At 67.3% G+C, this 22,490-nt stretch carries 22 protein-coding genes; 5 read left to right on the top strand and 17 right to left on the bottom strand.

Going from position 1 to position 22,490, the window contains the following annotated elements; translation table 11 throughout:
* Positions 1-94 precede the first annotated feature (94 nt).
* Both AU197_RS14655 and hisS read left to right on the top strand, forming a co-directional pair.
* Positions 95-781 carry an MBL fold metallo-hydrolase gene (locus AU197_RS14655; RefSeq protein WP_064403435.1) on the top strand — a complete coding sequence of 229 codons (687 nt, stop codon included), beginning with the start codon at positions 95-97 and terminating at the stop codon, positions 779-781.
* Between the two features lie 9 nt (positions 782-790).
* Positions 791-2,056, top strand: coding sequence for a histidine--tRNA ligase (gene hisS / locus AU197_RS14650; RefSeq protein ID WP_064403434.1), 1,266 nt, complete (start codon positions 791-793; stop codon positions 2,054-2,056).
* A gap of 92 nt (positions 2,057-2,148) precedes the next feature.
* On the opposite strand, the gene AU197_RS26650 is transcribed toward hisS, so the two are convergent.
* The 7 genes from AU197_RS26650 to urtA form a co-directional block, all read right to left on the bottom strand.
* Complete coding sequence (locus tag AU197_RS26650) at positions 2,149-2,691, bottom strand: hypothetical protein (protein WP_064403433.1); 543 nt, start codon at positions 2,689-2,691, stop codon at positions 2,149-2,151.
* Positions 2,688-3,218, bottom strand: coding sequence for a hypothetical protein (locus AU197_RS26470; protein ID WP_197415547.1), 531 nt, complete (start codon positions 3,216-3,218; stop codon positions 2,688-2,690). The genes AU197_RS26650 and AU197_RS26470 overlap by 4 nt, the downstream gene beginning before the upstream one ends.
* 104 nt (positions 3,219-3,322) lie before the next feature.
* The gene (gene urtE / locus AU197_RS14635; RefSeq protein WP_064403432.1) at positions 3,323-4,015 is read right to left on the bottom strand and encodes an urea ABC transporter ATP-binding subunit UrtE; all 693 of its coding nucleotides are present in this window, start codon (positions 4,013-4,015) and stop codon (positions 3,323-3,325) included.
* Positions 4,016-4,834, bottom strand: coding sequence for an urea ABC transporter ATP-binding protein UrtD (gene urtD / locus AU197_RS14630; protein ID WP_064403431.1), 819 nt, complete (start codon positions 4,832-4,834; stop codon positions 4,016-4,018).
* Entirely contained in the window at positions 4,831-5,949 is a 1,119-nt protein-coding gene (urtC, locus tag AU197_RS14625) for an urea ABC transporter permease subunit UrtC (protein ID WP_064403430.1), read from the bottom strand. Before urtC ends, urtD begins: the two co-directional genes overlap by 4 nt.
* Positions 5,946-6,830, bottom strand: coding sequence for an urea ABC transporter permease subunit UrtB (gene urtB / locus AU197_RS14620; RefSeq protein ID WP_064403429.1), 885 nt, complete (start codon positions 6,828-6,830; stop codon positions 5,946-5,948). Before urtB ends, urtC begins: the two co-directional genes overlap by 4 nt.
* 7 nt (positions 6,831-6,837) lie before the next feature.
* On the bottom strand, positions 6,838-8,103 hold the full coding sequence (urtA, locus tag AU197_RS14615) for an urea ABC transporter substrate-binding protein (RefSeq protein WP_064403428.1): 1,266 nt from the start codon (positions 8,101-8,103) through the stop codon (positions 6,838-6,840).
* Between the two features lie 256 nt (positions 8,104-8,359).
* Between urtA and AU197_RS14610 the strand changes: the two genes are divergently transcribed.
* Positions 8,360-8,779 (top strand): Rv2576c family protein, encoded by a 420-nt coding sequence (locus tag AU197_RS14610; protein ID WP_156434427.1) that lies wholly within the window; start codon positions 8,360-8,362, stop codon positions 8,777-8,779.
* Positions 8,780-8,806: 27 nt separating this feature from the next.
* On the opposite strand, the gene helR is transcribed toward AU197_RS14610, so the two are convergent.
* Complete coding sequence (helR, locus tag AU197_RS14605; protein ID WP_502687882.1) at positions 8,807-11,017, bottom strand: RNA polymerase recycling motor ATPase HelR; 2,211 nt, start codon at positions 11,015-11,017, stop codon at positions 8,807-8,809.
* An 83-nt stretch (positions 11,018-11,100) separates the two neighbouring features.
* Between helR and AU197_RS14600 the strand changes: the two genes are divergently transcribed.
* On the top strand, positions 11,101-12,120 hold the full coding sequence (locus AU197_RS14600; protein ID WP_064403426.1) for an Rv2578c family radical SAM protein: 1,020 nt from the start codon (positions 11,101-11,103) through the stop codon (positions 12,118-12,120).
* 30 nt (positions 12,121-12,150) lie between these two features.
* Here AU197_RS14600 and AU197_RS14595 read toward each other — a convergent pair whose 3' ends face one another.
* The 4 genes from AU197_RS14595 to AU197_RS14580 all read right to left on the bottom strand — a co-directional run bounded on the left by AU197_RS14595 (position 12,151) and on the right by AU197_RS14580 (position 16,606).
* Positions 12,151-13,413, bottom strand: a complete 1,263-nt coding sequence (locus AU197_RS14595; RefSeq protein WP_064403425.1) for an acyl-CoA dehydrogenase family protein — start codon at positions 13,411-13,413, stop codon at positions 12,151-12,153.
* Positions 13,410-14,558: an acyl-CoA dehydrogenase family protein gene (locus AU197_RS14590; protein WP_064403424.1), complete on the bottom strand. Its 1,149-nt coding sequence runs from the start codon at positions 14,556-14,558 to the stop codon at positions 13,410-13,412. Before AU197_RS14590 ends, AU197_RS14595 begins: the two co-directional genes overlap by 4 nt.
* A 72-nt stretch (positions 14,559-14,630) precedes the next feature.
* Positions 14,631-15,854 carry an amidohydrolase family protein gene (locus AU197_RS14585; RefSeq protein WP_064350815.1) on the bottom strand — a complete coding sequence of 408 codons (1,224 nt, stop codon included), beginning with the start codon at positions 15,852-15,854 and terminating at the stop codon, positions 14,631-14,633.
* Positions 15,855-15,964: 110 nt separating this feature from the next.
* Positions 15,965-16,606 (bottom strand): TetR/AcrR family transcriptional regulator, encoded by a 642-nt coding sequence (locus AU197_RS14580; protein ID WP_064403442.1) that lies wholly within the window; start codon positions 16,604-16,606, stop codon positions 15,965-15,967.
* Between the two features lie 77 nt (positions 16,607-16,683).
* Here AU197_RS14580 and AU197_RS14575 point away from each other — a divergent pair, with 77 nt between their 5' ends.
* Complete coding sequence (locus AU197_RS14575; RefSeq protein ID WP_064403423.1) at positions 16,684-17,568, top strand: acyl-CoA thioesterase; 885 nt, start codon at positions 16,684-16,686, stop codon at positions 17,566-17,568.
* Between the two features lie 86 nt (positions 17,569-17,654).
* Here the strand turns inward: AU197_RS14575 and AU197_RS14570 are convergent, their stop codons facing one another.
* The 5 genes from AU197_RS14570 to ypfJ all read right to left on the bottom strand — a co-directional run.
* Positions 17,655-18,479: a mycofactocin-coupled SDR family oxidoreductase gene (locus tag AU197_RS14570; RefSeq protein WP_064403422.1), complete on the bottom strand. Its 825-nt coding sequence runs from the start codon at positions 18,477-18,479 to the stop codon at positions 17,655-17,657.
* A gap of 14 nt (positions 18,480-18,493) precedes the next feature.
* Entirely contained in the window at positions 18,494-19,240 is a 747-nt protein-coding gene (locus AU197_RS14565; RefSeq protein WP_064403421.1) for an SDR family oxidoreductase, read from the bottom strand.
* A gap of 56 nt (positions 19,241-19,296) precedes the next feature.
* Positions 19,297-19,971, bottom strand: a complete 675-nt coding sequence (locus AU197_RS14560; protein WP_064403420.1) for an MBL fold metallo-hydrolase — start codon at positions 19,969-19,971, stop codon at positions 19,297-19,299.
* A 40-nt stretch (positions 19,972-20,011) separates the two neighbouring features.
* Positions 20,012-21,670, bottom strand: coding sequence for a DUF885 domain-containing protein (locus tag AU197_RS14555; RefSeq protein WP_064403419.1), 1,659 nt, complete (start codon positions 21,668-21,670; stop codon positions 20,012-20,014).
* The coding region (ypfJ, locus tag AU197_RS14550) for a KPN_02809 family neutral zinc metallopeptidase (RefSeq protein ID WP_064403418.1) at positions 21,663-22,490 on the bottom strand (828 nt) is incomplete at its 5' end. The genes AU197_RS14555 and ypfJ, both read right to left, overlap by 8 nt.

Genomic DNA, 22,490 nt, shown 5'->3' with positions numbered 1-22,490 from the left:
CCTCCTCTTGTCGGTCGATCGGAAACGAGTGTGCCAGGCGTTGCTGAGTGTCGCGCCGCGACCCACGCCGTCATCTGGTGGGAAACTGGATGTCGTGTTCATCACCGGGTTCGCCGCCGGCATGCTGGCGTGCAACTGCTACGTGCTGGCCCCGCGGGCCGGGGCCGACGCCATCGTCGTCGACCCCGGCCAGCGGGCGCTGGGGCCGTTGCGCCGGATCCTCGACGAGAACCGCCTGACACCTGCGGCGGTGCTGCTGACGCACGGCCACATCGACCACATCTGGTCGGCCCAGAAGGTCGCGGACATGTACGGCTGCCCGGCCTACATCCATCCCGAGGACCGCTTCATGTTGACCGACCCGATCAAGGATTTCGGGCGGGGCTTCATCGGGGCAGTGGCGACCTCTGCGTTCGGCGTGTTGTTCCGCGAGCCCAAGCAGGTCATCGAACTGGACAAGGACGGCGACAAGGTCGAGGTGGGCGGTGTCACGGTCACCGTCGACCACACGCCCGGACACACCCGCGGGTCGGTGGTGTTCCGCGTCGAGGAGGGCTTCGGGTCGGGTCCGGATTCGCTCGCGTTCACAGGCGATACCCTGTTCCGGCAGTCGGTGGGTCGGACGGACCTGCCCGGCGGCAGTGGCCGGGACCTGCTCGGCTCGATCGTCAACAAACTGTTGGTGCTCGACGACGACACCGTGGTACTACCGGGGCACGGCCCGAAGTCCACGATCGGCGCCGAACGACGCACCAACCCGTTTCTCGAAGGCTTGACCTAGTGAGCTCCAGTGAGTGAATTTCAGGCGCCCAAGGGCGTCCCTGACTACCTGCCGCCCGACTCGGCGCAGTTCGTCGGTGTGCGCGACGGTCTTCTCGACACCGCCCGGCGGGCCGGTTACGGCGACGTCGAACTGCCCATCTTCGAGGACACCGCGCTGTTCGCGCGGGGGGTTGGCGAGTCGACCGATGTGGTGTCCAAGGAGATGTACACGTTCGCCGACCGCGGTGACCGCTCGGTCACGCTGCGGCCCGAGGGCACCGCGGGGGTGATGCGCGCCGTCATCGAGCACGGCCTGGACCGCGGGCCGCTGCCGGTGAAGCTGTGCTACTCCGGGCCCTTCTTCCGCTACGAGCGCCCGCAGGCCGGCCGCTACCGTCAGCTGCAACAGGTCGGGGTGGAGGCCATCGGCGTCGACGATCCCGCCCTGGACGCCGAGGTGATCGCGGTGGCCGATGCGGGCTTCCGATCGCTGGGGCTCGACGGGTTCCGGTTGGAGATCACCTCACTGGGCGACGAGACCTGCCGCCCGCAGTACCGGGAACTGTTGCAGGACTTCCTGTTCAAGCTGGATCTCGACGACGAGACGCGGCAGCGCGCCGAGATCAACCCGCTGCGGGTGCTCGACGACAAGCGGCCCAGGATGCGTGAAATGACCGCCGACGCGCCGGTGATGCTCGACCACCTGTCGGATGTCGCCAAACAGCACTTCGACACCGTGCTGGCGCATCTGGACGCGTTGGAAGTGCCCTATGTGATCAACCCACGCATGGTGCGCGGGTTGGACTACTACACGAAGACGACGTTCGAGTTCGTCCACGACGGCCTCGGCGCCCAATCGGGTATCGGCGGCGGCGGACGCTACGACGGCCTGATGGCGCAGCTCGGCGGAAAAGACCTGTCCGGCATCGGGTTCGGCTTGGGTGTCGACCGCACGTTGTTGGCGTTGAAGGCCGAGGGCAAGACCGTCGGCGGAACCGCGCGGGTCGATGTTTTCGGGGTTCCGCTGGGCGAACAGGCCAAGGTGACGCTGTCGGTTCTGGGCGCACGACTGCGGGCGGCGGGTGTGCGTGTCGACCTTGCCTACGGCGACCGCGGTGTCAAGGGTTCGATGCGCGCCGCGGACCGTTCGGGTGCGGCACTTGCGCTGGTGGCCGGCGACCGCGACATCGAGGCGGGCACGATCGGCGTGAAGAACCTGGCGACCGGGCAGCAGACCGATGTCCCGGTCGATGAGGTGTTGACCGAAGTGCTGGCGCGCCTCAACCGCGCCTAGCCCCTGGCCTCGGTCGCGCGAGCGTGCGTGCCTGCACACGACACGCCGCGCAATTTGCAGCGTTCACGCACGCTCGCGGCCGGTGAGCGTGCTCAAGCGGGGTGCACTGCGGCGGCGAGCACCCGGTCAAGCATCCCGATGCCACCGCTGAACACATTGGCGCGCACCAGGATTCGCGTCGACGACGGGGTAACCGCCACCAGGCTCGACGTCAGCAACCGCGACCGCCGCTCGAAGTGCACCTGGTTCAGCGGTGCCACGATCTCACCGGTGCCGTCGCGGTAGGTCTGGTGCCGGCGGTCGAAGACCGCCAACGGGACATATGCGCTCAGCGGCGTCATCCGCATGTGTCGAAGTGCTGCGCCCCCGCGGATCATCGCCCTGAAGGCCACGATGCCGATGACGAGCAGTCCCGCGCCGATCACCGCCGAGGGCCACACCATCGAATACGCGAACGCGTAAAACGCAGACACGATGCCGAAGCCGCCGAAGATCAACGCCGACATCGTCAACAACAGCACCGTCATCTCCGTCGGCGCCCGCCCGCGGTCGATGAGCAGCACCTCGGGACCCCGTTCGGCCACCACCACAGCGCCCTGATCCGCCAGCGGAATCGGTTCGAGCGGTGGGCTCACGCAGAGCCGCGGGCGACCGAGTTGAGGAGTTCGTCGATGCGCCCGACTCCACCGTCGAACGGGTTGCCACGCTTGAGGGTCTTGATGCCGCCGGGGGTGAGTGCGACGAGTTTCGGTGAGCTGGAACCGATTTGGAACTTACGCGCAAAACGCACCTGATCCAGCTGCACCAGGGCCCCACCGCGGTAGCTGAACAGACCGAGCTTGCGGTCCAGCACCGCGGCGGGTCGGCAGTCGTGCAACGGTCGGGTGCGGTACCGACGGATCCTGCGGACCACCACGAACGCGGCCACCGCCAGGGCCACGCCCCCGGCGAGGAACACCGCGCCCAGCGTCCGCGACGGGACACCGCCGATCAGTGCGACCAGCCCGAATCCGCCGACGACGAGCGTCAGGACACCGAGCACGAACGCCAGCACCGTCAGCGCTCCTGTCCCTCGGTCGACGACCAGCACCCGGCGACCGTCGTCGGTGACGACAAGACCGCCGGTATCGGCCAGCACCTGCGGCTCCGAAGCTGTGTTCACGGGTGCACTGTGCCATTTCGATGGCCGCGAGCGTGCACAAACTGTCGGAAATCTGCGGCGTGTCGTCTGCAGACGCGCACGCTCGCGCAACAAAGGGGGGAGTGCTAGATGGCCATGGCCGCGCGGACGTCGGCTTCGGAGGCCGACCCGCCCGCACCGCTGGAGGTCACGCGGCCGGACTCGAGAACGTAATAGTGCTGCGAGGACTCCAGCGCGAAGCCGATGTGCTGTTCGACCAGCAGCACACCCAGGCCGCCGCGCTGGGTCAGCGAGGTGATCGCCCCTTCGATCTCGGCGACCACCGACGGCTGGATGCCTTCGGTCGGCTCGTCGAGGATCAGGCACTTCGGCGTGGTGATCAGCGCGCGGGCGATCGCCAACTGCTGGCGCTGACCACCCGAGAGCAGACCGGCGCGGCGAGTCAGCAGCTCCTTGAGGGCGGGGAACAGGTCGAGTTGCTCATCGATGAGCCGCTTACCGTTCTTGCGTCCGTCCGCGACGACCTGCAGGTTCTCCATCGTGGTCAGCTGGCCGAACGACTGCTGGCCCTGCGGTACGTACGCCAGTCCACGCGCGACGCGCGCGCTCGGGCGCAGCTTGCTGATGTCCTCGTCGTCGAAGAGCACCTTGCCCGCACTGCACCGCAGCAACCCGACCGCGGCGCGCAGCAGCGTGGTCTTACCGGCTCCGTTGTGTCCCATCACCGCGGCCACCCCGTCGGATGGCACGTCTACGCTGACTCCGTGGATGACCTCGGAACGGCCGTAGCCGCAACGCACGTCGACCAGTGACAGCATCTAGGACTCCTCGATGAGTTCAGCGGGGACATCGGCGGTACCCGCCGCGGCGGTGCCGAGGTAGACCTCTTGAACCCTGGGGTTCGCCTGCACCTCGGCGACAGAACCCTCCGCGATCACCTGGCCGCGGGCGAGCACGCTCACCGAGGTGGCGAACGCACGCATGAAGTCCATATCGTGTTCGACGACGACCACCGTGCGCTCGGCGCCGATGCGGCGCAACAGCTTTCCGGTCTCCTCGCGTTCCTCGTGGCTCATGCCGGCGACCGGTTCGTCGAGCAGCAGCACATCGGCGTTCTGCACGAGCAGCATTCCGATCTCCAGCCACTGCTTCTGCCCGTGGGCCAGCACCCCGGCCGGCTTCTCGGCCAAATCGCTCAATCCGATGGTGTCCAGGGCCTGTTCGATCGCGGGCAGCACACCCTTGCGCCGGCGCAACAGCGTCCACGCCGACCGTCCCGCGCCCGCGGCGATGTCGAGGTTCTGCAGCACGGTCAGCTGTTCGAAGACGGTGGCCGTCTGGAACGTGCGGCCCACGCCGAGCCGGGCGATCTGATGCACCTTCTTGCCGAGCAGTTCGACGCCGGACTTGTTGACCGACCCGGTGGCGTTCACCAAGCCGGTGATGGCGTCGATCACGGTCGTCTTGCCCGCACCGTTCGGGCCGATCAGGAACCGCAGGTCGCCCTGGAACAGCGTCAGGTCGACATCGCTGACCGCCTTGAAACCGTCGAAATCCACGGTGAGCCCGCGTACTTCGAGGTACTCGGTGCCCATGCCGACGTTGCCGCCGGCGATCGGCTCCGCTTCTGTGGTCATGTGGCTGCGCCCACCTTCTCGGAGTCGGGATCGGCCTGCGGCTGAGGCTCGGCGGGGACGGGCGTCGTGCGCCTGCGGATCCTTCGCCGTTTGAACAGCACACCCAGACCGGCCAGCCCCGCCGGGAAGAAGCCGACGACGACGACGAACAGCAGGCCCTGTGCGTAGGTCCATTCGGAGGGGAAGCGCTCGGAGAACAGCGTCTGCGCCCACGCCACCCCGATCGCGCCGAGTACCGGTCCCAGCAGCGTGGTGCGCCCGCCGATCGCCACGCCGATCAGGAACGCGATCGAGGGCAGGATGCCCACCTGCGACGGCGCGATGAACCCGACGATCGGGGCGAACAGCGCGCCCGCGATGCTGGCGCACAGTGCCGCCACGGTGTAAGCGACCACCTTGATGTTCGCCGGGTCGTAGCCGAGGAAGCGGACACGTTCCTCACCGTCTCGAACGGCCACCAGCAGTTCGCCGTACCGGCTCTGCATCAGTTGACGGACCACCGCGACGACGGCGAGCAACACGCCGGCGGCGATGAAGTACAGCATGCGCCGATTGGCCGGGTCGTTGAGGGTGAACCCGAAGAATGTGCGAAACCTGTTGAGCCCGTTACTGCCACCCAGGCTGGTCTGCCCGACGAGCAGGATCGCCAGCGCGGCGGCCAGCGCCTGGGACAGGATCGCGAAGTAGGCGCCCTTGACGCGGCGCTTGAACACGCCGAGCCCCAACGCCGCCGCGATCGCCGTCGGCACCAGCACGATCGCCGCCAAGGTGAAGGCGGGGGAGGCGAACGGCTGCCAGTAGCCGGGCAATTCGCGCACACCGGCGATCTGCATGAAGTCCGGCACGTCGTCGCCGCGCAACTGCGCGTCGGCGATCTTCAGATGCATGCCCATCATGTAGCCGCCGAGCCCGAAGAACACGCCCTGACCCAGCACGAGCATCCCGCCGCGACCCCAGGCCAGTCCGATGCCGACCGCGACGATCGCGAAACACAAGAACTTGCCCAGCAGGCTGAGCCGGAAATCCGACAGCACCGCGGGCGCCACCGCGAACAGCAGCACCGCGGCCACCGCGAAACCGGCCCAGGTCTGCCAGCGGCCAACGAAGGTTCTCACGCGAGACTCCTTGTCCGGACCGTGAACAGGCCCTGCGGCCGGGCCTGCAGGAAGATCACGATGATGACGAACACGATCACCTTCGCCAGCGATGCGGTGGTGTTGTATTCGATGAACGAGTTCAAGAAGCCCAACGCAAACGCCGCGATCACCGTGCCCTTGATCTGGCCGAGTCCACCGACCACGACGACCAGGAACGCGTCGATCAGATAGCTCTGCCCGATGGTCGGGCTGGTCGAACCGATCAGCGTCAACGCGACACCGGCCACCGCGGCCAGCCCCGAACCGATGAAAAACGTTGTGATGTCGGTCTTGCGGGATGAGATCCCGCTGGTTTCGGCGAGGTCGCGGTTCTGCACGACGGCGCGGATCCGCCGTCCCATCGGGCTGACCTTGAGCGCGGTGGCCAGCGCCGCGACGCACACGACGGCCAGCACCAGGATGAAGATGCGGGTCTTGGGCACCACCGCCCCGAACAGCTCGACGCCACCCGAAAGCCACGCTGGCGCCACCACGTTGACTGCAGGAGCGCCGAAGACGTCGCGAGCGACCTGCTGCAGGATCAACCCGACACCGAAGGTGACCAGCAGCGTGTCCAGCGGGCGGTGGTACATCCGGCGGATGAGCGTGGTCTCCAGAAGAGCACCCATCGCGCCGCCGATCGCAAATCCGACGACCAGCGAGATCAACAGCGACGCACCGGTGCTCGACACGATCTGCTGCACGACATAGGCGGTGTAGCAGCCGGCCATGATGAACTCGCCGTGCGCCATGTTGATGACGCCCATCTGGCCGAACGTCAGCGACAGCCCCAGCGCGGCCAGCAACAGGATCGAGCCGAGGCTCAATCCCGTTGCCAGCTGCCCGATCAGGACATCCATGTGTGGCTCAGCTGGACAGGCCGGCCGCCCACGGATACGACTTGAGGTAGGGGTCGGGTTCGATCGGCCCCGGCGACTCCCAGATCGTGTAGATCAGGCCGTCGGGCCGAATCTCGCCGATGCGTGCGGTCTTGGTGATGTGGTGGTTCTCGCCGTCGATGGTGACCAGACCCTCCGGCGCGTCGAACGTCACGCCACCGGCATTGTCCTGAATCGCCTTGACGTCGAACGACTTCGCCTTCTCGACCGTGTTCTTCCACAGGTACACCGAGACGTAGGCGGCTTCCATCGGATCCGACGTCGGCTTGTTGGCGCCGTACTTGTCCTTGTAAGCCTTGACGAACGCCTTGTTGACCGGGTTGTCGACGGTTTCGTAGTAGTTCCAGGCGGTGAGTTGACCGGTGATGTTCGCGATGCCGATGCCGCCGACTTCTTCCTCGGCGATCGACACCGAGACCACCGGCATCGCCTCCGGAGTCAGCCCCACGTTCTTGTACTCGCGGAAGAACGCCACGTTGGAGTCGCCGTTGAGGGTGTTGAACACCGCGTCGGCGTCAGCGGTGCGGACCTTGTTGACGATGGTCGAGAAGTCCGTCGAACCCAGCGGCGTGTAGTCCTCACCCTTGATCTCCATGCCGTTGGCACCCGCGTAGGCCTTGATGATCCGGTTGGCGGTCTGCGGGAACACGTAGTCGCTGCCGACCAGATACAGCGACTTGACGCCCTTCTCCTTGAGGTAATCCAAGGCCGGGACGATCTGCTGGTTGGTGGTGGCGCCGGTGTAGAAGATGTTCTTGCTCGACTCCAGACCCTCGTACTGGACGGGGTAGTACAGCAGCGAGTTCGCGCTCTCGAAGACCGGCAGCATGGCCTTGCGCGACGACGAGGTCCACCCGCCGAACACCGCCGCCACGCAGTCGCTGCTGATCAGCTTCTCGGCCTTCTCCGCGAACACCGTCGGTTCGGACGCGCCGTCCTCGCCGACGAGTTGGATCTGCTTGCCCATCACACCGCCGGAGCCGTTGATCTGCTCGACCGCGAGGTCGATGGCATTGCGGACGGTCACTTCCGAGATGGCCATGGTGCCCGACAACGAGTTCAGCGCACCCACTTTGATCGTCGGGCCCGAGGTGTCGACACACGATTGGGCGTTTGCCGAGTCCGACTCGGTCGCCTTGCTTCCGCAGCCGGCCAGCACCAGGCTTGTCGCAGCGAGGAATCCGCCGGCAACGAGGGCTGAACGTCTCACGGAGGACCGTCGTGGTAGTCGCATGAACAGCCTTTCCCTATATATCCGCAGCGCACATCGGGCGATGAGCGTCGAGTCGGGCGCGAAGATCCCGACGTCGCGTGGTTGTCGAATCGGGACGTTAGAGCGGCGGTGTTTCTGGGAAATGTCTGCGTGTGACGAACAAATTAACCTGTGACTTCCCCGCAGGTCGTTTGCCGTTCAGTGGCGCACGCACGGCCCTCGGCAGCGGCGGTGCCGGGGGTGTAACGGTTTGGTACCGTCCGGCGATGTGACGAACATGCGAACAGCTAGAACCAAGGTCGGGGCGGCACTCATGGTGGCGGCGGCGTCAGTCTCGGTCAGCCATGCGACGGCGAATGCCCAGTCGGAAGGCCAGGTGGTCCGCTACACGCTGACGTCAACGGCTCCTGCCGACTTCCAGCTCAACTATCTGATTGCGCAGCCTCCGAGCAAGGAGGCCTACAACGCCGACGCGTATGCGTACCTGAAGAAGGAAGAAGTGATCCTGCAGCCGGGCGTGCCGTGGGTCTTCGAGACGACGATGGCCGATCCGCAGTGGGCGATCCTCACCGCCAGCACCGGGGTGCACGCCATGCAAGCGTCCCCGAACCCGCACTGCGAGATCGCGATCGACGGTCAGGTGGCGGTGCAGCAGGACGGTACCTACACGGTGCAGTGCCAGCTGAGCCAGTGGTGACGGCGCGGCGGTAGGCATCCGGACCGATCAATCGGTCACGGTCTCCAAAGTCTCCAGTACAGACAGTTTCAACGTGGGTGGCAGCGGCTCGGTATGCAGCACACCGAGCCGCTGTGTCGCTCGGGTGAGCGCGACGTAGAGGTCGGCCGCTCCGCGCGGACCGTCGGCGAGGATCCGTCCGGGCTCGACGACCAGAACCGCGTCGAACTCCAATCCCTTGATCTCCGAGGGCGACACCGTCCCGCCCATTCCCCTGGGTCCGATCACGACGCTGGTTCCCTCGCGGCCGTCCTCGTCGCGGCGGAACTCTTCGATCGCGGCGGGCAGCTCCTCGTCGTCGACGAGGCGGGCCCATGGCCGAACACCGCATGCGCGAACCGATTCGGGCGGCCGCACGTCGGGGGCGAACTCGGCGAGCAGGCCCGCGGCGACGTCCATGATCTCGGCGGGTGTGCGGTAGTTCACCGACAGCGGCCGGTATATCCAGCGCCCGGGCACGTACGGATCGAGCATCGCGCCCCACGACGTGGCACCGGCGGCCGACCGGCGTTGCGCGAGGTCGCCGACCACGGTGAAGGACTTGCTGGGACACCGACGCATCAGCACACGCCAGTCCATCTCCGAGAGTTCCTGCGCCTCGTCGACGACGACGTGGCGGTACGTCCAATCACGGTCTGCGGCAGCACGTTCGGCGAGATCGCGGTTGTCGCGCTCGACGAACCGTTCGGCGAGATCCTCGGCGTCGAGCAGGTCGGCGGCGATCAGATGGTCTTCGTCGTCCATCAGGTCCTCGCGGGCCACCATCAGGTCCAGCACGCCCGCGGCGTAGGCGGCCTCCTCCTTGCGTTGCGTCTCGGCCGCGGCGTCGGGTTCGATCCCGCCCAGCATGTCGACCAGTTCGTCGAGCAGCGGCACGTCCGACACCGTCCACGCATCGCCGTGCGCGCGCAACAGGGACTCGTCAGCGCCTGCGGCACTGAGCCGTTCGGCAGACTCGTAGAGCCCGGCCAGCAGCGCCTCCGGCGTCAGCTGCGGCCACAGATCGTCGAGGACGGTGTGGAACGCTTCATGGTCGTCGAGTTCGTCGAGAAGCTCGGCACGCAGGTGTTCCCACGCCGCCTTGTCGTCGCGCGTCAGCCAGCCCTTGCCGATGCGGGCGATCGCACGCTCGGTGAGCACCCAGGTGATGACGTCGACGAACACCGCGCGCGCGTCGTTGTGCGGCAAGCCGCTGTCGCGGGCTTCCTGGATGGCCCACTCGGCCGTCTCTGCGTCGATCCGCACGGTGACGTCGGCGAGCTTGATCGGCACCGGTTCTTCGGGAACCCGTTGCCGGTCGGCGATCGCCGCTGCCAGCACGTCCAGCATCGTCAGCGAACCCTTGGCCCGCGCCGCGTCGGGGGAGTCCTCGGCGGTGACCCGCAGGCCGGGAACGAGGTCGCCGGTCGTCATGAACACGACGTTGGTTTCGCCGAGCGAGGGCAGCACCCGGTCGATGTGGCGCAGGAACGCGGTGTTCGGGCCGATCACCAGCACGCCGTGGCGTTCCATCCGCTCGCGCTGCGTGTAGAGCAGGTAGGCGACCCGGTGCAATGCGACGACGGTCTTGCCGGTGCCCGGGCCGCCCTCGATCACCAGGACGCCCGGGTGCTCGAGCCGGATGATCTCGTCCTGCTCGGATTGGATGGTCGCGACGATGTCGCGCATGCCCTCGCCGCGGGGCGCGTTGACCGCCGCCAGCAGCGCGGCGTCACCCTGCGCGCCTTCGGTGGGCCGGCCCAGCGTCTCGTCGGTGAAATCGGTGATGCGACGGCCGATGGAGTGGAACTGGCGGCGTCGGCGCATGCCCTCGGGGTGGGCCGCGGTGGCGACGTAGAAGGGGCGCGCCGCGGGTGCCCGCCAGTCGAGGAGCAGCGGCTCGTACTCGTTGGCCTCGTCGAGTAACCCGATGCGACCGATGTAGAGGCGATCGCCCGTGACGCTGTCCAGCCGGCCGAAGCACAGCCCGTGGTCGGCGACGTTGAGCCGGTTCATCCGCTTGGCCACCGCGCGCACCTCGGCGTCGCGGTCGACCAGTGAGCCGCCGTCACCGCGCAGCGCCGCGTCGTAGTGCTTGCGCACGCGGGCGCGTTCGGTGTCGAGTCGCGCGTACAACCCGTCGACGTAGCGCTGCTCGGAAGCCAGTTCGTCGCCAGCCAGTTCGTCGTCAGCCAGTTCGTCGTAGCCCTCGGTCGGCACACCGCCCCTCTCTGTCAGCTCACCGCCGGCTCGCGCGCGCGTCGACCTTGACATCCTATCGAACGTGAGTTCGAATCGAGTGTATGCGATGGGATGGGCAGGGTGTCGGCGTCGACGACGGTGCGCTGCCCGGACTGCAGCGTATCGGTTTCGTGCGCAGCGTGCGGACGCCGCAGTTCGAGGGCATCACCTTCCACGAAGTGCTGTGCAAATCGGCGCTCAACAGGGTGCCGGCTCCGTCGATGCTGCCGTTCCGGTTCACCGTCAACGGCTACCGCGGGTGCTCGCACGCCTGCCGGTACTGCTTCGCGCGGCCCACGCACGAGTATCTCGATCTGAACTCGGGTAGCGATTTCGACAGCGAGGTCGTGGTCAAGACCAACGTCGCCGACGTGCTGCGCCGCGAGTTGTCGCGGCGGTCGTGGCAGCGCGAGACGGTGGCGCTGGGCACCAACACCGATCCGTACCAGCGGGCCGAGGGCCGCTACGCGCTGATGCCGGGGATCATTTCGGCGCTGACCGATTCCGGTACGCCGTTTTCCATCCTCACCAAGGGCACCCTGCTGCGACGTGATCTGCCGCTGATCCGCGAGGCCGCCCGTCAGGTGGACGTCAGCGTGGCGGTTTCGCTTGCCGTCGGAGACCCCGTGCTGCACCGGGAGGTCGAACCGGGCACACCGTCGCCGCAAGCGCGGCTCGGGATGATCGCCGCGATCCGAGACGCCGGGCTGGACTGTCATGTGATGGTGGCTCCGGTGTTGCCGCACCTGACGGATTCGGCCGAGCACCTCGACGGGCTGCTCGCCGAAATCGCGGCGGCCGGCGCCACCGGTGTCACCGTGTTCGGGCTGCACCTGCGCGGTTCCACGCGCGGCTGGTTCATGAACTGGCTGGCCGGCTCCCATCCCGAACTGGTCCCGAAGTACCGCGAGTTGTACCGCCGCGGCGCATACCTGCCGTCGGACTATCGAAAGATGTTGCACGACAGGGCGGCACCGCTCGTCACCAAACACGGCCTGGCGCCCGACCGCCGGTCGTTTCGCGCCGCGGACGCACCGCCCGCGCCTTCGCCGGTCCCGACCCTGCAGCCCACCCTGTTCTGAGCCCAGACAAGGTGGCGGGGGCGAGGGACATCAGCCCCGGTTGCGTTTGACCTCTTTGAACGGCACGTCGCGATCGGCGGCGGGTTCGCGGGGGAAGCCGAGCACGCGCTCGCCGATGATGTTGCGCGCGATCTCGGTGGTGCCCCCGCCCAGCGCGGCGGCCTGCCGCGACAGGTAACGCTCGCCGTGGCGGATCAGGACGCCGTCGACGTCGACCACGCCGGCGCTCCCGGTGATCGCCAGCGCCGTGTCGAACTCGACGTGATGGACGTCGGCGTGCGCGATGCGAATGATCGACCCGGCGGCCGGCGGTAGCGAGCCGTCGAGCACACCGTGGTAGACGTGGTCGATCAGCTGTTCGCGCACCGTCCGGTGCACCAACGCGCGCCCGGCCATCTCCTGCAGCCGGACATTGCCGGCTTGACCGGCCTTCTCCAGCAGCTCAACGTAATTGATCGGGACATCGGATTTGCCCTCGGCGCCGATCCCGCTGGCGAACTCCGATCCGCCACCGACGGCGCGCCGCTCGTGATACAGCTGCCGTGAGGCGACGTGCCAGCCGCCGTTGACCTCACCGACGACCGCGTCGTCGCCGAGTTCGAGGTTGTCGAAGAACTCCTCGCAGAACTCGACGGATCCGTTGACCTGCTTGATGCGACGCAGCGTGATGCCGGGGCTGTTGATGGGCACCAGGAACATCGTCAGACCCTCGTGCTTGGGCACATCCCAGTTCGTGCGCGCGAGCATCAACCCGTAATCGGCGGCGAAAGCGCTTGTGCTCCAAGTCTTCGCCCCGTTGATCACCCACTTGTCACCCTTGCGGTCGGCGCGGGTGATCACACCGGCGAGGTCGGATCCGCCGCTGGGTTCCGACAGCAGCTGCACCAGCACCTCGTCGCCGCGCAGGGCCGCGGAGATGTGCCGGCGCTTCTGCTCCTCGCTGCCGGTGTCGAGGATGGTGGCCGCGCAGATGGTGAACGTCGGGGTGTTGAGGATGATCGGCAGCTCGTAGCAACGGGACGCGTTGTCGAACGCCTTCTGGTAGGCGATCGGCAGGCCGAGCCCGCCGTACTCTCGAGGAAAACAGATACCGGCGAATCCGCCCTCCCACAACCGCTTTTGGAGTTCCCGCGCGCGCAGCCACGGCTCCTCTTCACCGCGGTCGTGTTCGGGTGGGTTGTTCGGGTCGATCGGCGGCATGTTGTCCGCCAGCCACGCCTCAGCCCGGGCCGCGAACTCCTCGACCGATTCTGCGGTGGCCGGCGCGGCCGGGGCCGATGTCGTGTCGGTCATGACGCTTGCTCCAGGTTCTTGGTGAGGGCGTAAACCCGCAGGTTGTGGTCTTCGGGGGTGCCGAACATCGAGCGGTTCAACGTGGTTCGTCGCAGGAACAGGTGCAGGTCGTGCTCCCACGTCACCCCGATCCCTCCGTGCAGCTGCACACACAGCTGCAACATGCCCGGCGAGTATTCACCCACATAGGATTTCGCGACGCTGACGGCCATCGCCGCACCGGCGGTCCGCGCCGCCACCTCGGCCACCGCGGCGTTGGTCGTGGCCCGGCATCCTTCGAACCAGATCTTCAGGTCGGCGTACTTGTGCTTGAGGGCCTGGTACGAACCCAGGGGGCGACCGAACGAATGCCGGTCGAAGCCCCACTGAATGGTGAAGGCCAGCACCGTATCGAGGATTCCGACCACTTCGGCACACTGCAGCACTGTGGCGATCTGGGATTGGCGCTCGATCAGGGCCGGTGTCTGTTCGGCCGTGCCGACCGCCGCGCCCGCCTCGACCTCGACCCCGTCGAAGTGCACGCGCGCGTAACTTTTGACCATGTCGATCGAGCGCTGCGGCTCCACCCGCACACCCGGTGCGTCGGCGGGCACCAGGAACTGCCGGAGACCGTCGTCGGATTGTGCTGTCACCAAGAACAATCCGCTGTCCGCGCCGGCCTCGACTCGGTCCTTGACCCCGTCGATGCGGAACCCGCCGTCGGTCGCGGTGGCGGTGACCGTCGGCGTCAGGGGAGACCACGACCGTCCGGGCTCGTACACCGCCCAGCTGGCCACCGCGTCGCCGGCGACCAGCGCCGCGATGGATTCCTCGTGGCCGGCGGGCGCCTCGACCAGCCCGGCGAGCACGGTGCTCACCGGGTGCAGTGGCCCGGGAGCGACGGTCTTGCCGGCGATCTCGGCGACCAGCGCCAGATCCGTGACACCGCTACCGGATACGCTGCCGCCGCCGAGTTCCTCGGGGACCAGCAGGCTGGTCCAGCCGAGCTCAACGGCTCGACGCCACCAGTCGGCGTCGAACGAGGTTCCGGCGTCGTGCATCTGCCGTATCCGGCTCAGCGGCACTTCCTTCTCGAGGAACGACTGTGTCGTCGAGGCGAAGAGCAGTACCTCAGGGTTCGTGCCGTTGTTCGCGCTGTCGGTCACGGGCTCTCTTTCGTAATCGTGCGAACGTGCGTGTCGATGAAATGACACGCACGTTCGCGACGGTGCCTGAACTCAGGCGGGGATGACGAGCGCGGGCACGTCGGGGTTGTGGACGATCTCGTTGGGAACCTTGAACAACTCGATCATGTTGCCGCCCATGACCTTGCGCTGGCCCTCCTCGTCGAGGCCCTGCAGGTCGTCGATCAGATGCGTCGGCTCGGCCAGCCCCTCCGGGTGCGGCCAGTCCGAACCGAAGATCACCCGGTCGACACCGATGAGATCGGCCATCTTGGCGAAGTCGTCCTCCCAGAACGGCGCGACGTACACGCCGCGCTTGAACGCCTCGATCGGATTCTCGGGGAACTCCTGCGGCATCTTCTTGTAGACGCCCTCGAACTGCTTGAACAGGTACGGCACCCAGTCGGCGCCGTTCTCGATCGACAAGATCCGCAGATCGGGGTTGCGGGTGAGCGCGCCGTGGCACACCAGCGCCGCCATCGAATCCTCGATGGGCCGCTTGCCCATCGACACCATCCGAAACGCCGTCGGCTTGAACGGCAGGTACTCGTCGGCGGGTTCCCAGTCGTTGAGGTACTCGGCGTAGCCGGAGTCTGAGGCGTGCATCGACACGGGGATACCGGCCTTGACGCACGCGTCCCAGAACGGGTCGAACTCGGGCAGCCCGAACGAGCGCGTGCCCTTGAGCCCGGGCACCGGCGCCGGCCGGACCAGGACCGTCTTGGCGCCGCGCTCCAGGCACCACTCGAGTTCCTCGAGGGCGCGGTCGACGATGCCGAGGTTGATCACCGGCGTGGAGAAGATCCGATCCTCGTAGTTGAACTGCCAGGTCTCATACATCCACTCGTTGAGCGCATGGATCACGTCGAGGATCAGCTCCGGATCGTCCTTCATCCGTTCCTCGACCAGGCTGGCCAGGGTGGGGAACATCAGCGAGTAGTCCAGGCCGAGGCCGTCCATGACCTCGAGTCGCGCGGCGGGTTCGCGGAACGCCGGGATCGCCTTCATCGGCTTACCCATCACCTCGCGGAAGCTCTTGCCGCCGCTGCCGTGCTTGAAGTACTCCTCCTGGGCGCCCGGGCGCGCGACGACCTCGAACGTCGGGTTCGGGATGTAGTCGCTGACCTGGTTGCGCACCATGATCTTGGTCCGGCCGCGGACCTCGATGTAGTCGATGACGTGTTTGCGGTGGTCCGGGAGGAACTTGGTCAGCGCCTCTTTGGGCTCGTAGAAGTGGTTGTCCGCGTCGAAGACGGGATACGGAAGCTGGCGTGTCATGTTCGCCTCCTGAAAGTCTGATTGGCTGTGGGTGGTAATGACATTACCACTTTCGGACCAGCATAAACAGCCGTACCGGAGAGGCTGGTTCTCGGCTTGTGCGGCGCAGGTCAAGCGTTCGTGTCGCGTCCGGTGAGCCCGCTGAGGCAGAAGTCGTAGATGTCGTCGGCGCCGACCGGTGCCCCGCTGAGTTCCGCGCCGAGCACCTGTAACCGGATCGCGCCCAGCGCGGACTGCATGATCAGCGCGGCCCGCGCGTCGACGTTGAGGTCAGACCGGAAGACACCCTCGGCGATGCCGCGGTTGATGATGTCTGTGATCAGCTCGTAAACCGGCGAGAGCACCCGGGCGTACTCCCGCGGCAGCGTCTCGGCGAGGCGGTCGTTGTAGTTGGTCAAGCCCCGGTTGACTTTGTCCTGCGTGGTGGTCTCGGGCGGGGTACAGATCCGGTCGATGAGGACGCGAAGGGCCGCGGCGGCCGGCAGCCCGGCGGTGTCCTGGCGCCAGCGGCGCGTCGACTCGGACATGATCTTGTCGACCAGCGCGAGGAGCAGTTCGTCCTTGGTCGAGAAGTGTTGGTAGAAGGACCGCAGCGAGGTCTTCGACCGCTCGACCACCTCGAGCACGGTGAAGTCGGTGCGCCCGGTCTCGCCGAGGATCGCCAATGCCGACTTCATGAAGCGCTTGGGCCGAGGATCGGCCTCGGCCGTGCGGGTGGCGCCCGCGGCGGGGCGCCCGCTCGGCTTGGCCATGGTCGTCACCTTCCGGCTCGAAATCGACTGGTAACGACGTTACCGCTTTCGCAGAAGCTCGGTTACTGTTCCTTGTCATGACGACAGACTCAGCGCAGCAACAGTGGACCGTCGACACCCTGCTCGACCTGTTCGACGTCCGCTCGGACGGCGACAACCGATTCATCGCCGAGACCGGGCCCGCCGGCGAGGAGGACCGGCAGGTGGTCGAGGGCACCCAGGTGCTCGCCCAGGCGATCGTGGCGGTGGCCAAGCGCTTCGAGGGCAAGTCGGTGCGATCGGCGCATGCGGTGTTCTCGCGGGCGGTCATGGTCGCGGCCGGGCCGGTCGAGTTGGAGATCGACGTCGTCAACGAAGGCCGTTCCACGGCAACCGCGGTCGTCGCGGCCAAGCAGAACGGCAAGCGCTGCATCACCGTCACCGTGCTGACCGACGTCCCGACCGATGACGTCATCCGCCACGCGCTGCCGCGGCCCGACGTGAAATCAGCTGCCGAGGCGAACGACGCGCGGATGGCGATGGCCGGTCGTGAGATCCGGCTGGTCGATGTCGTCGACGTCAACAGCCCCGACGAGGTGGGCCCGCCGGAACTGTACGCTTGGGTGCGTTACGACAAGACCCCCGACCGCGACGAGCTCGCAAAGGCTCTCATCGCGTATCTGACCGGGCACCTTGGTATTTCGACGACGATGCGCGCGCACGAGGGTATCGGCACCGCGCAGTCCCACGTCACCGTCTCGACCGCGCCGATGACGGTGTCGGTCAGCTTCCACGAGCCGTTCCGGTTCGACGGGTGGTTGCTCTACAGCCACGAGAGCACCCAGGTGGGCGCCGGCATGTCGTATGTGCGCGGCACGGTGCACACCGAGGCCGGTGAGCTCATCGCATCCTTCACGCAGGACGCGCTGATCCGGCCGCTGCGCACCAGCGACACGGCGATCAAGGAGCAGTCGCGGCTGTAACGGGGGCGGTGCCCAGGGCGCCGAAACTGAACCTCTGCACGGTTATTCGCCGGAATGTGGCACACAAGTTCAGACGCGCGGCAAGCTCAGATCTTGAGATAGCCCTTGTCGGCGGGGATTTGGGCCGCGGTCAGCAGTGACGAGGCGTCACTGGCCAACCAGACCACGATGTCGGAGATCAGGTCCGGGTCCGCCAGCGACTCCGTGGGCAGCGCACCGGGGGAGAAGCTGTGTATGTAGGTCTGGTGATCGGCGAAGACCTGCCACATCGACGTGTCGTTGCCCATCGGGGTGTCGGTGCCGTACGGATGCACCGAGTTGACCCGGATGCCGAACTCGCCGAGTTCGACCGCCAACGAGTTGGTGAGCCCGACGACGCCGAACTTGCTGGCGCAGTAGTGACCGCAGCCGGGGACGGCCTTGATGCCGGCTGCCGAACTGATCGTGATGATCGACCCGCCGTTGCCCGCCTCGATCATCGGCGGCACCGCGGCCTTGATCGTGTTCCAGACACCGGTGAGGTTGACGTCGAGGACTTCCTGCCACTGTTGCGCCGAAATCTCCCACAGCCGACCCCAGTTCATCACCCCGGCGTTGGCGACGACGATGTCGAGGCGGCCGAACTGTTCGATCGCGTCGGAGACCACCCGCTGCTGTGCGGTGAGGTCGCGGACGTCGACCCGGTCGGCGACGATTTTGCGGCCCTCACCTTCGACGAGGCTGACGGTTTCGGCGAGGTCCTCTGGGAGCGCGGGCGGATAGCCGTTGTGCTCGGCGACCGGACCGCACGCGTCGATCGCGACGATGTCGGCGCCGGCGCGGGCCAGCCGCACGCAATGCTGGCGGCCCTGTCCGCGGGCGGCGCCCGTCACATAGGCCACTTTTCCGGCGAGCGGGGTGTCGTTGGTCATCCAGTTCTCCTGATCTAGGTGGCGCCTGAGGCGAGCCAGTCGTCGAATGTCGTGGGGGCGATACGCGCATTCTCACCCGGCAGCAACACATTTCCGGCCATCGACAGCCCGAACATGCCCGACCAGGTCGGCACCAGCTTCACCTGGCGGCCCCTGGCGGCCAGCGTCCGGCGCGCCATGTCCACGAGGTCCTGGGTCTCGGGCCCCGCGACATCGACATACCGGCCCTGCGGTGGGCCGACGGCGACCTCGGCGAGCACCTCGGCGATGTCGTCGGGTGCGATGGGCTGCACGAGAAGCGGGGCGATGGTGGACACGCCGTCTTGCTCGAACCAGCCGGCGACCATGGCCGCGAAGTCGTGAAATTGGGTGGCGGGCACGATCGTCCACGGCACCGGACCGTCGGCGACGAGTCGCTCCTGTTCCCGCTTGCCCGCGTAGTGCGGGTTGCCCTCGATGTCGTGGATGCCGACGATCGACAACAGCACATGGTGACCGACACCGGCGCGCTGCTCGGCGGCGAGCAGGTTGCGGGTGCTGGTGCCGAAGTACTCGATGGTGCCGTCCCGATCGACCGGTGGTGCGCTGATCGTGTCGACGACGGCGTGCACGCCGGTCAGCGCCGCGTCCAGGCCCTCACCGGACATCAGGTCGACCCCGAGTGAGCGGCTGATGCGGACGACGTCGTGGCCGCCGCGCTCCAGCGCTGCGGCGGTGCGGGCGCCGATGTTTCCCGTCGCTCCTGCGATTGCGATGCGCATGAATGTCTCCTTAACCACGGGTGACGGTACTCGCCGGGCGATTCGGATGGGGCCGGTCACCTCAGCGTGGCCGCGACCTCGCGAAGCCGGGCGCCGGCACCGGAGACGATCGGCTCGCCGTGTCCGAAACACGCCGTGTCGGTGTCGAGGGCGGCGAGGCGGCGGAATGACGCCACCGTGCGCGCACGGTCCTGATTGAAGGTGCCGAGCATGAGCGTGCCGACGTTGGCGATGGTGTCCCCGGTGAGCAGCACGCCGTGCTGCGGAAGATGAATCGCGATGCTGCCCTCGGTGTGGCCGGGTATCGACAGCACCTGCGCGCCGCCGCCGAAGTCGAGGATGTCGCCGTCGCGCAGCTCCCGGTCGACGGGCACGGGGTCGGCCGCGTCGGGCAGGCCCGCGGCGACGCGCGCGTGGATCGGCACCTCCCAGTCCTCGAACACCGGTGGGGGCAGCGGGGAACCGCCCCGAATCGCCGCGGCGTCACCGGCGCCGGCGACGACGGGAGCCCCGGTCGATCGGTGAAGTTCGGCCGCCGAGCCGATGTGGTCGACATGCCCGTGCGTCAGGACTATCCGATCGATTCCGGGTACCGCCTCGACGATGGCCGCGCCGGATCCCGGCGCCCCGGTGTCGATCAGGGTGACCGAGTCGCCGTCGCGCCAGGCGTAGACCTGCCAGCCGTTGACGACGAGCATGGTGAGGTTCGGTGTGACGGTCACAGACTCCACGCGTCCACGCTAGGGCGTACGACCGGGCGGCGAAAGAGGCTCAGCCGGAGGCGAAATCGCGCATCAACGCGTACCGGAGCACATCGAGCGGTAATCCGCCGAGATCCAGGGCGCGGTCGTGGAACTCCTTGAGCGACAGACCGCGGCCCAGCGTCTCGTCACGCAGCCGCTCCCAGATTCGCTGGCCGATCGCATACGACGGCGCCTGTCCCGGCCAACCGAGGTAGCGGTCGAGTTCGAACTGCAGGTGCTCCTCGTTCATCGCGCTGTGGGACACCAGGAAATGCCATGCCTTCTCGGCATCCCACACGGTGCCGTCGGGTGCGGTCATACCGCAGTGCACACCGATGTCGATGACGACTCGCGCGGCCCGAAAGCGTTGCGCGTCCAGCATTCCGATGTGGTCGCCGGGATCGTCGAGCCAACCGAGTTCGGCCATCAGCCGTTCGGCGTACAGCGCCCAGCCCTCACCGTGGCCCGATACGAAGCAGCCCAGCCGCCGCCACCGGTTGAGCTCATCGGCGCGCACGACCGCGCGCCCGATCTGCAGGTGGTGGCCCGGTACCCCCTCGTGGAACACCGTCGTCGTCTCCTGCCACGTGTGGAAGGTGTCGACGCCGTAGGGAACCGACCACCACATCCGGCCCGGTCTGCTGAAGTCCTCCGAGGGACCGGTGTAGTAGATGCCGCCGGTGTGCGTCGGCGCGATCCGGCACTCGAGCCGGCGCAGTGGTTCGGCGATGTCGAAATGCGTGTCGGCGAGCGCCTCGACAGCGCGGTCGGAGAGGTCTTGCATCCAGGCCTGCAGCGCGTCGACGCCGTGGATGAGGTAACGCTCCTCGCCGTCCAGGCGCCGCAGAGCGTCCGCGATCGACGTTCCGGGATACAACTGCTGGGCAAGCTTTTCCTGCTCGGCGACAATGCCGTTCAGCCGATCCAGGCCCCACTCGTAGGTTTCGTCGAAATCGACTTCGGCGCCGAGGAACGACTGCGAGCACAGCCGGTAGACGTCCCGGCCGACCGCATCCTCGGCCCGCGCATGCGGTGCGATCTCGTCTCCGAGGATCCTGCCGAGTTCGCGGTAGGCGTTCGCGGCGTTCGCCGCCTTCTCTTGCAGATCATCGTGCAGTGTCGGGTTTTCGGGGACCGCGGACGCGACCATGTCCACCAACAGGTACTGGATGCTTGCGGACTGTTCGATGCCGCGCGCGACCTGGCGCACAGCGGGAGGGTGGCCGTCGGTCACCGCGGCGCGCAGCGCCTCGGTATATCCGGCGACACGGTCGGGCACCCGCGACAACCGGCGCGCGATCACCGCCCAGTCGTCGGCGGTGTCGGTGGGCATGAGGTCGAACACGGCGCGCATGCTCTGCAGCGGTGAGGCGATGACGTTGAGTTCGCCCAGATCGAGGCCGGCCTCGTTGAGTCCGACGACGATCCCGAGGCGCTCGCGCATCGCCGCGATCGTCACCTCGTCGACGGCGTCCTCGGCGGTGACCGCGTCCAGTTCGCGCAACGCGGCGCGGGCAGCATCGGCACGCGCGGCGACGCCGTCGGGGGAGTAGTCGGTGATGTCCTCGTCATAGTTGCGGTCGTGGCCGGTGATGCCCATTTTCGTTGCCGCGCAAGGGTCGAGTGCGGCAAGGGTGTCCAGGTAGCGTTCGGCGACGGCATCGACGGCCGTGGGCGACCTACCCAAGGTCGTTCGTGGCGAACGTGTCGCAGGCCTTCGGATCACCTGTGCGGTAGCCCTCGGTGAACCACTTCTGCCTCTGCGCGGCCGATCCGTGCGTCCACGCCTCCGGGTTGACGCGGCCCGTGGTCTGCTTCTGGATGCGGTCATCGCCCACCGCGGCCGCAGCCGACAGCGCATCGGCGATGTCCTTGTCGGTCAACGGCTCCAGGAACGTGACGTCGGTGCCTTCCTGCTTGGTGATGGCGGCGTAGTGCGCCCACACCCCGGCGTAACAGTCGGCCTGCAGTTCGGTGCGAACACCGCCGCCGGTGGGGCCCGCGGCGCCGGGACCCTGCGACTGCCGAAGGGCGCCGGTGAGGTTCTGTACGTGGTGACCGTATTCGTGGGCAACCACGTACTCCTGCGCCAACGGACCGCCGCTGGAACCGAATTGGTCACGCAGCACGTCGAAGAAACCGACGTCGAAGTAGGCGGTCTGATCCGCAGGGCAGTAGAACGGTCCGACGTCGCTGGTGGCCTGCCCGCACGCCGTGTTGACGCTCCCGGTGAACAGATGAACGCCCGGTCGGGTGTAGTCGGGCATCAGTTGTGGCCAGATCGCGTCGAGTGAGTTGCCGGTGGCGAGTACGCGGCACTGGGGGATCGCATTGGCGTCGGCACCGGTCTTGCACTGGCTGAAGTCGAAACCGGGCGCCTGCACACCCTGGCTGTCGTACTGGCCCTGCTGGGGCATCACCGTGCCAGGGTCGACGCCGAGGAACAGCGCCACCACCAGGATGAGCAGGCCGCCGACTCCACCTCCGACGGCGAGGCCCCGCCCCCG

Source organism: Mycobacterium sp. IS-1590, from assembly GCF_001500025.1.
Lineage (GTDB): Bacteria > Actinomycetota > Actinomycetes > Mycobacteriales > Mycobacteriaceae > Mycobacterium.
The sequence above is the reverse complement of the archived record's forward strand: the minus strand, read 5'-3'. Positions and strand labels throughout refer to the sequence as shown.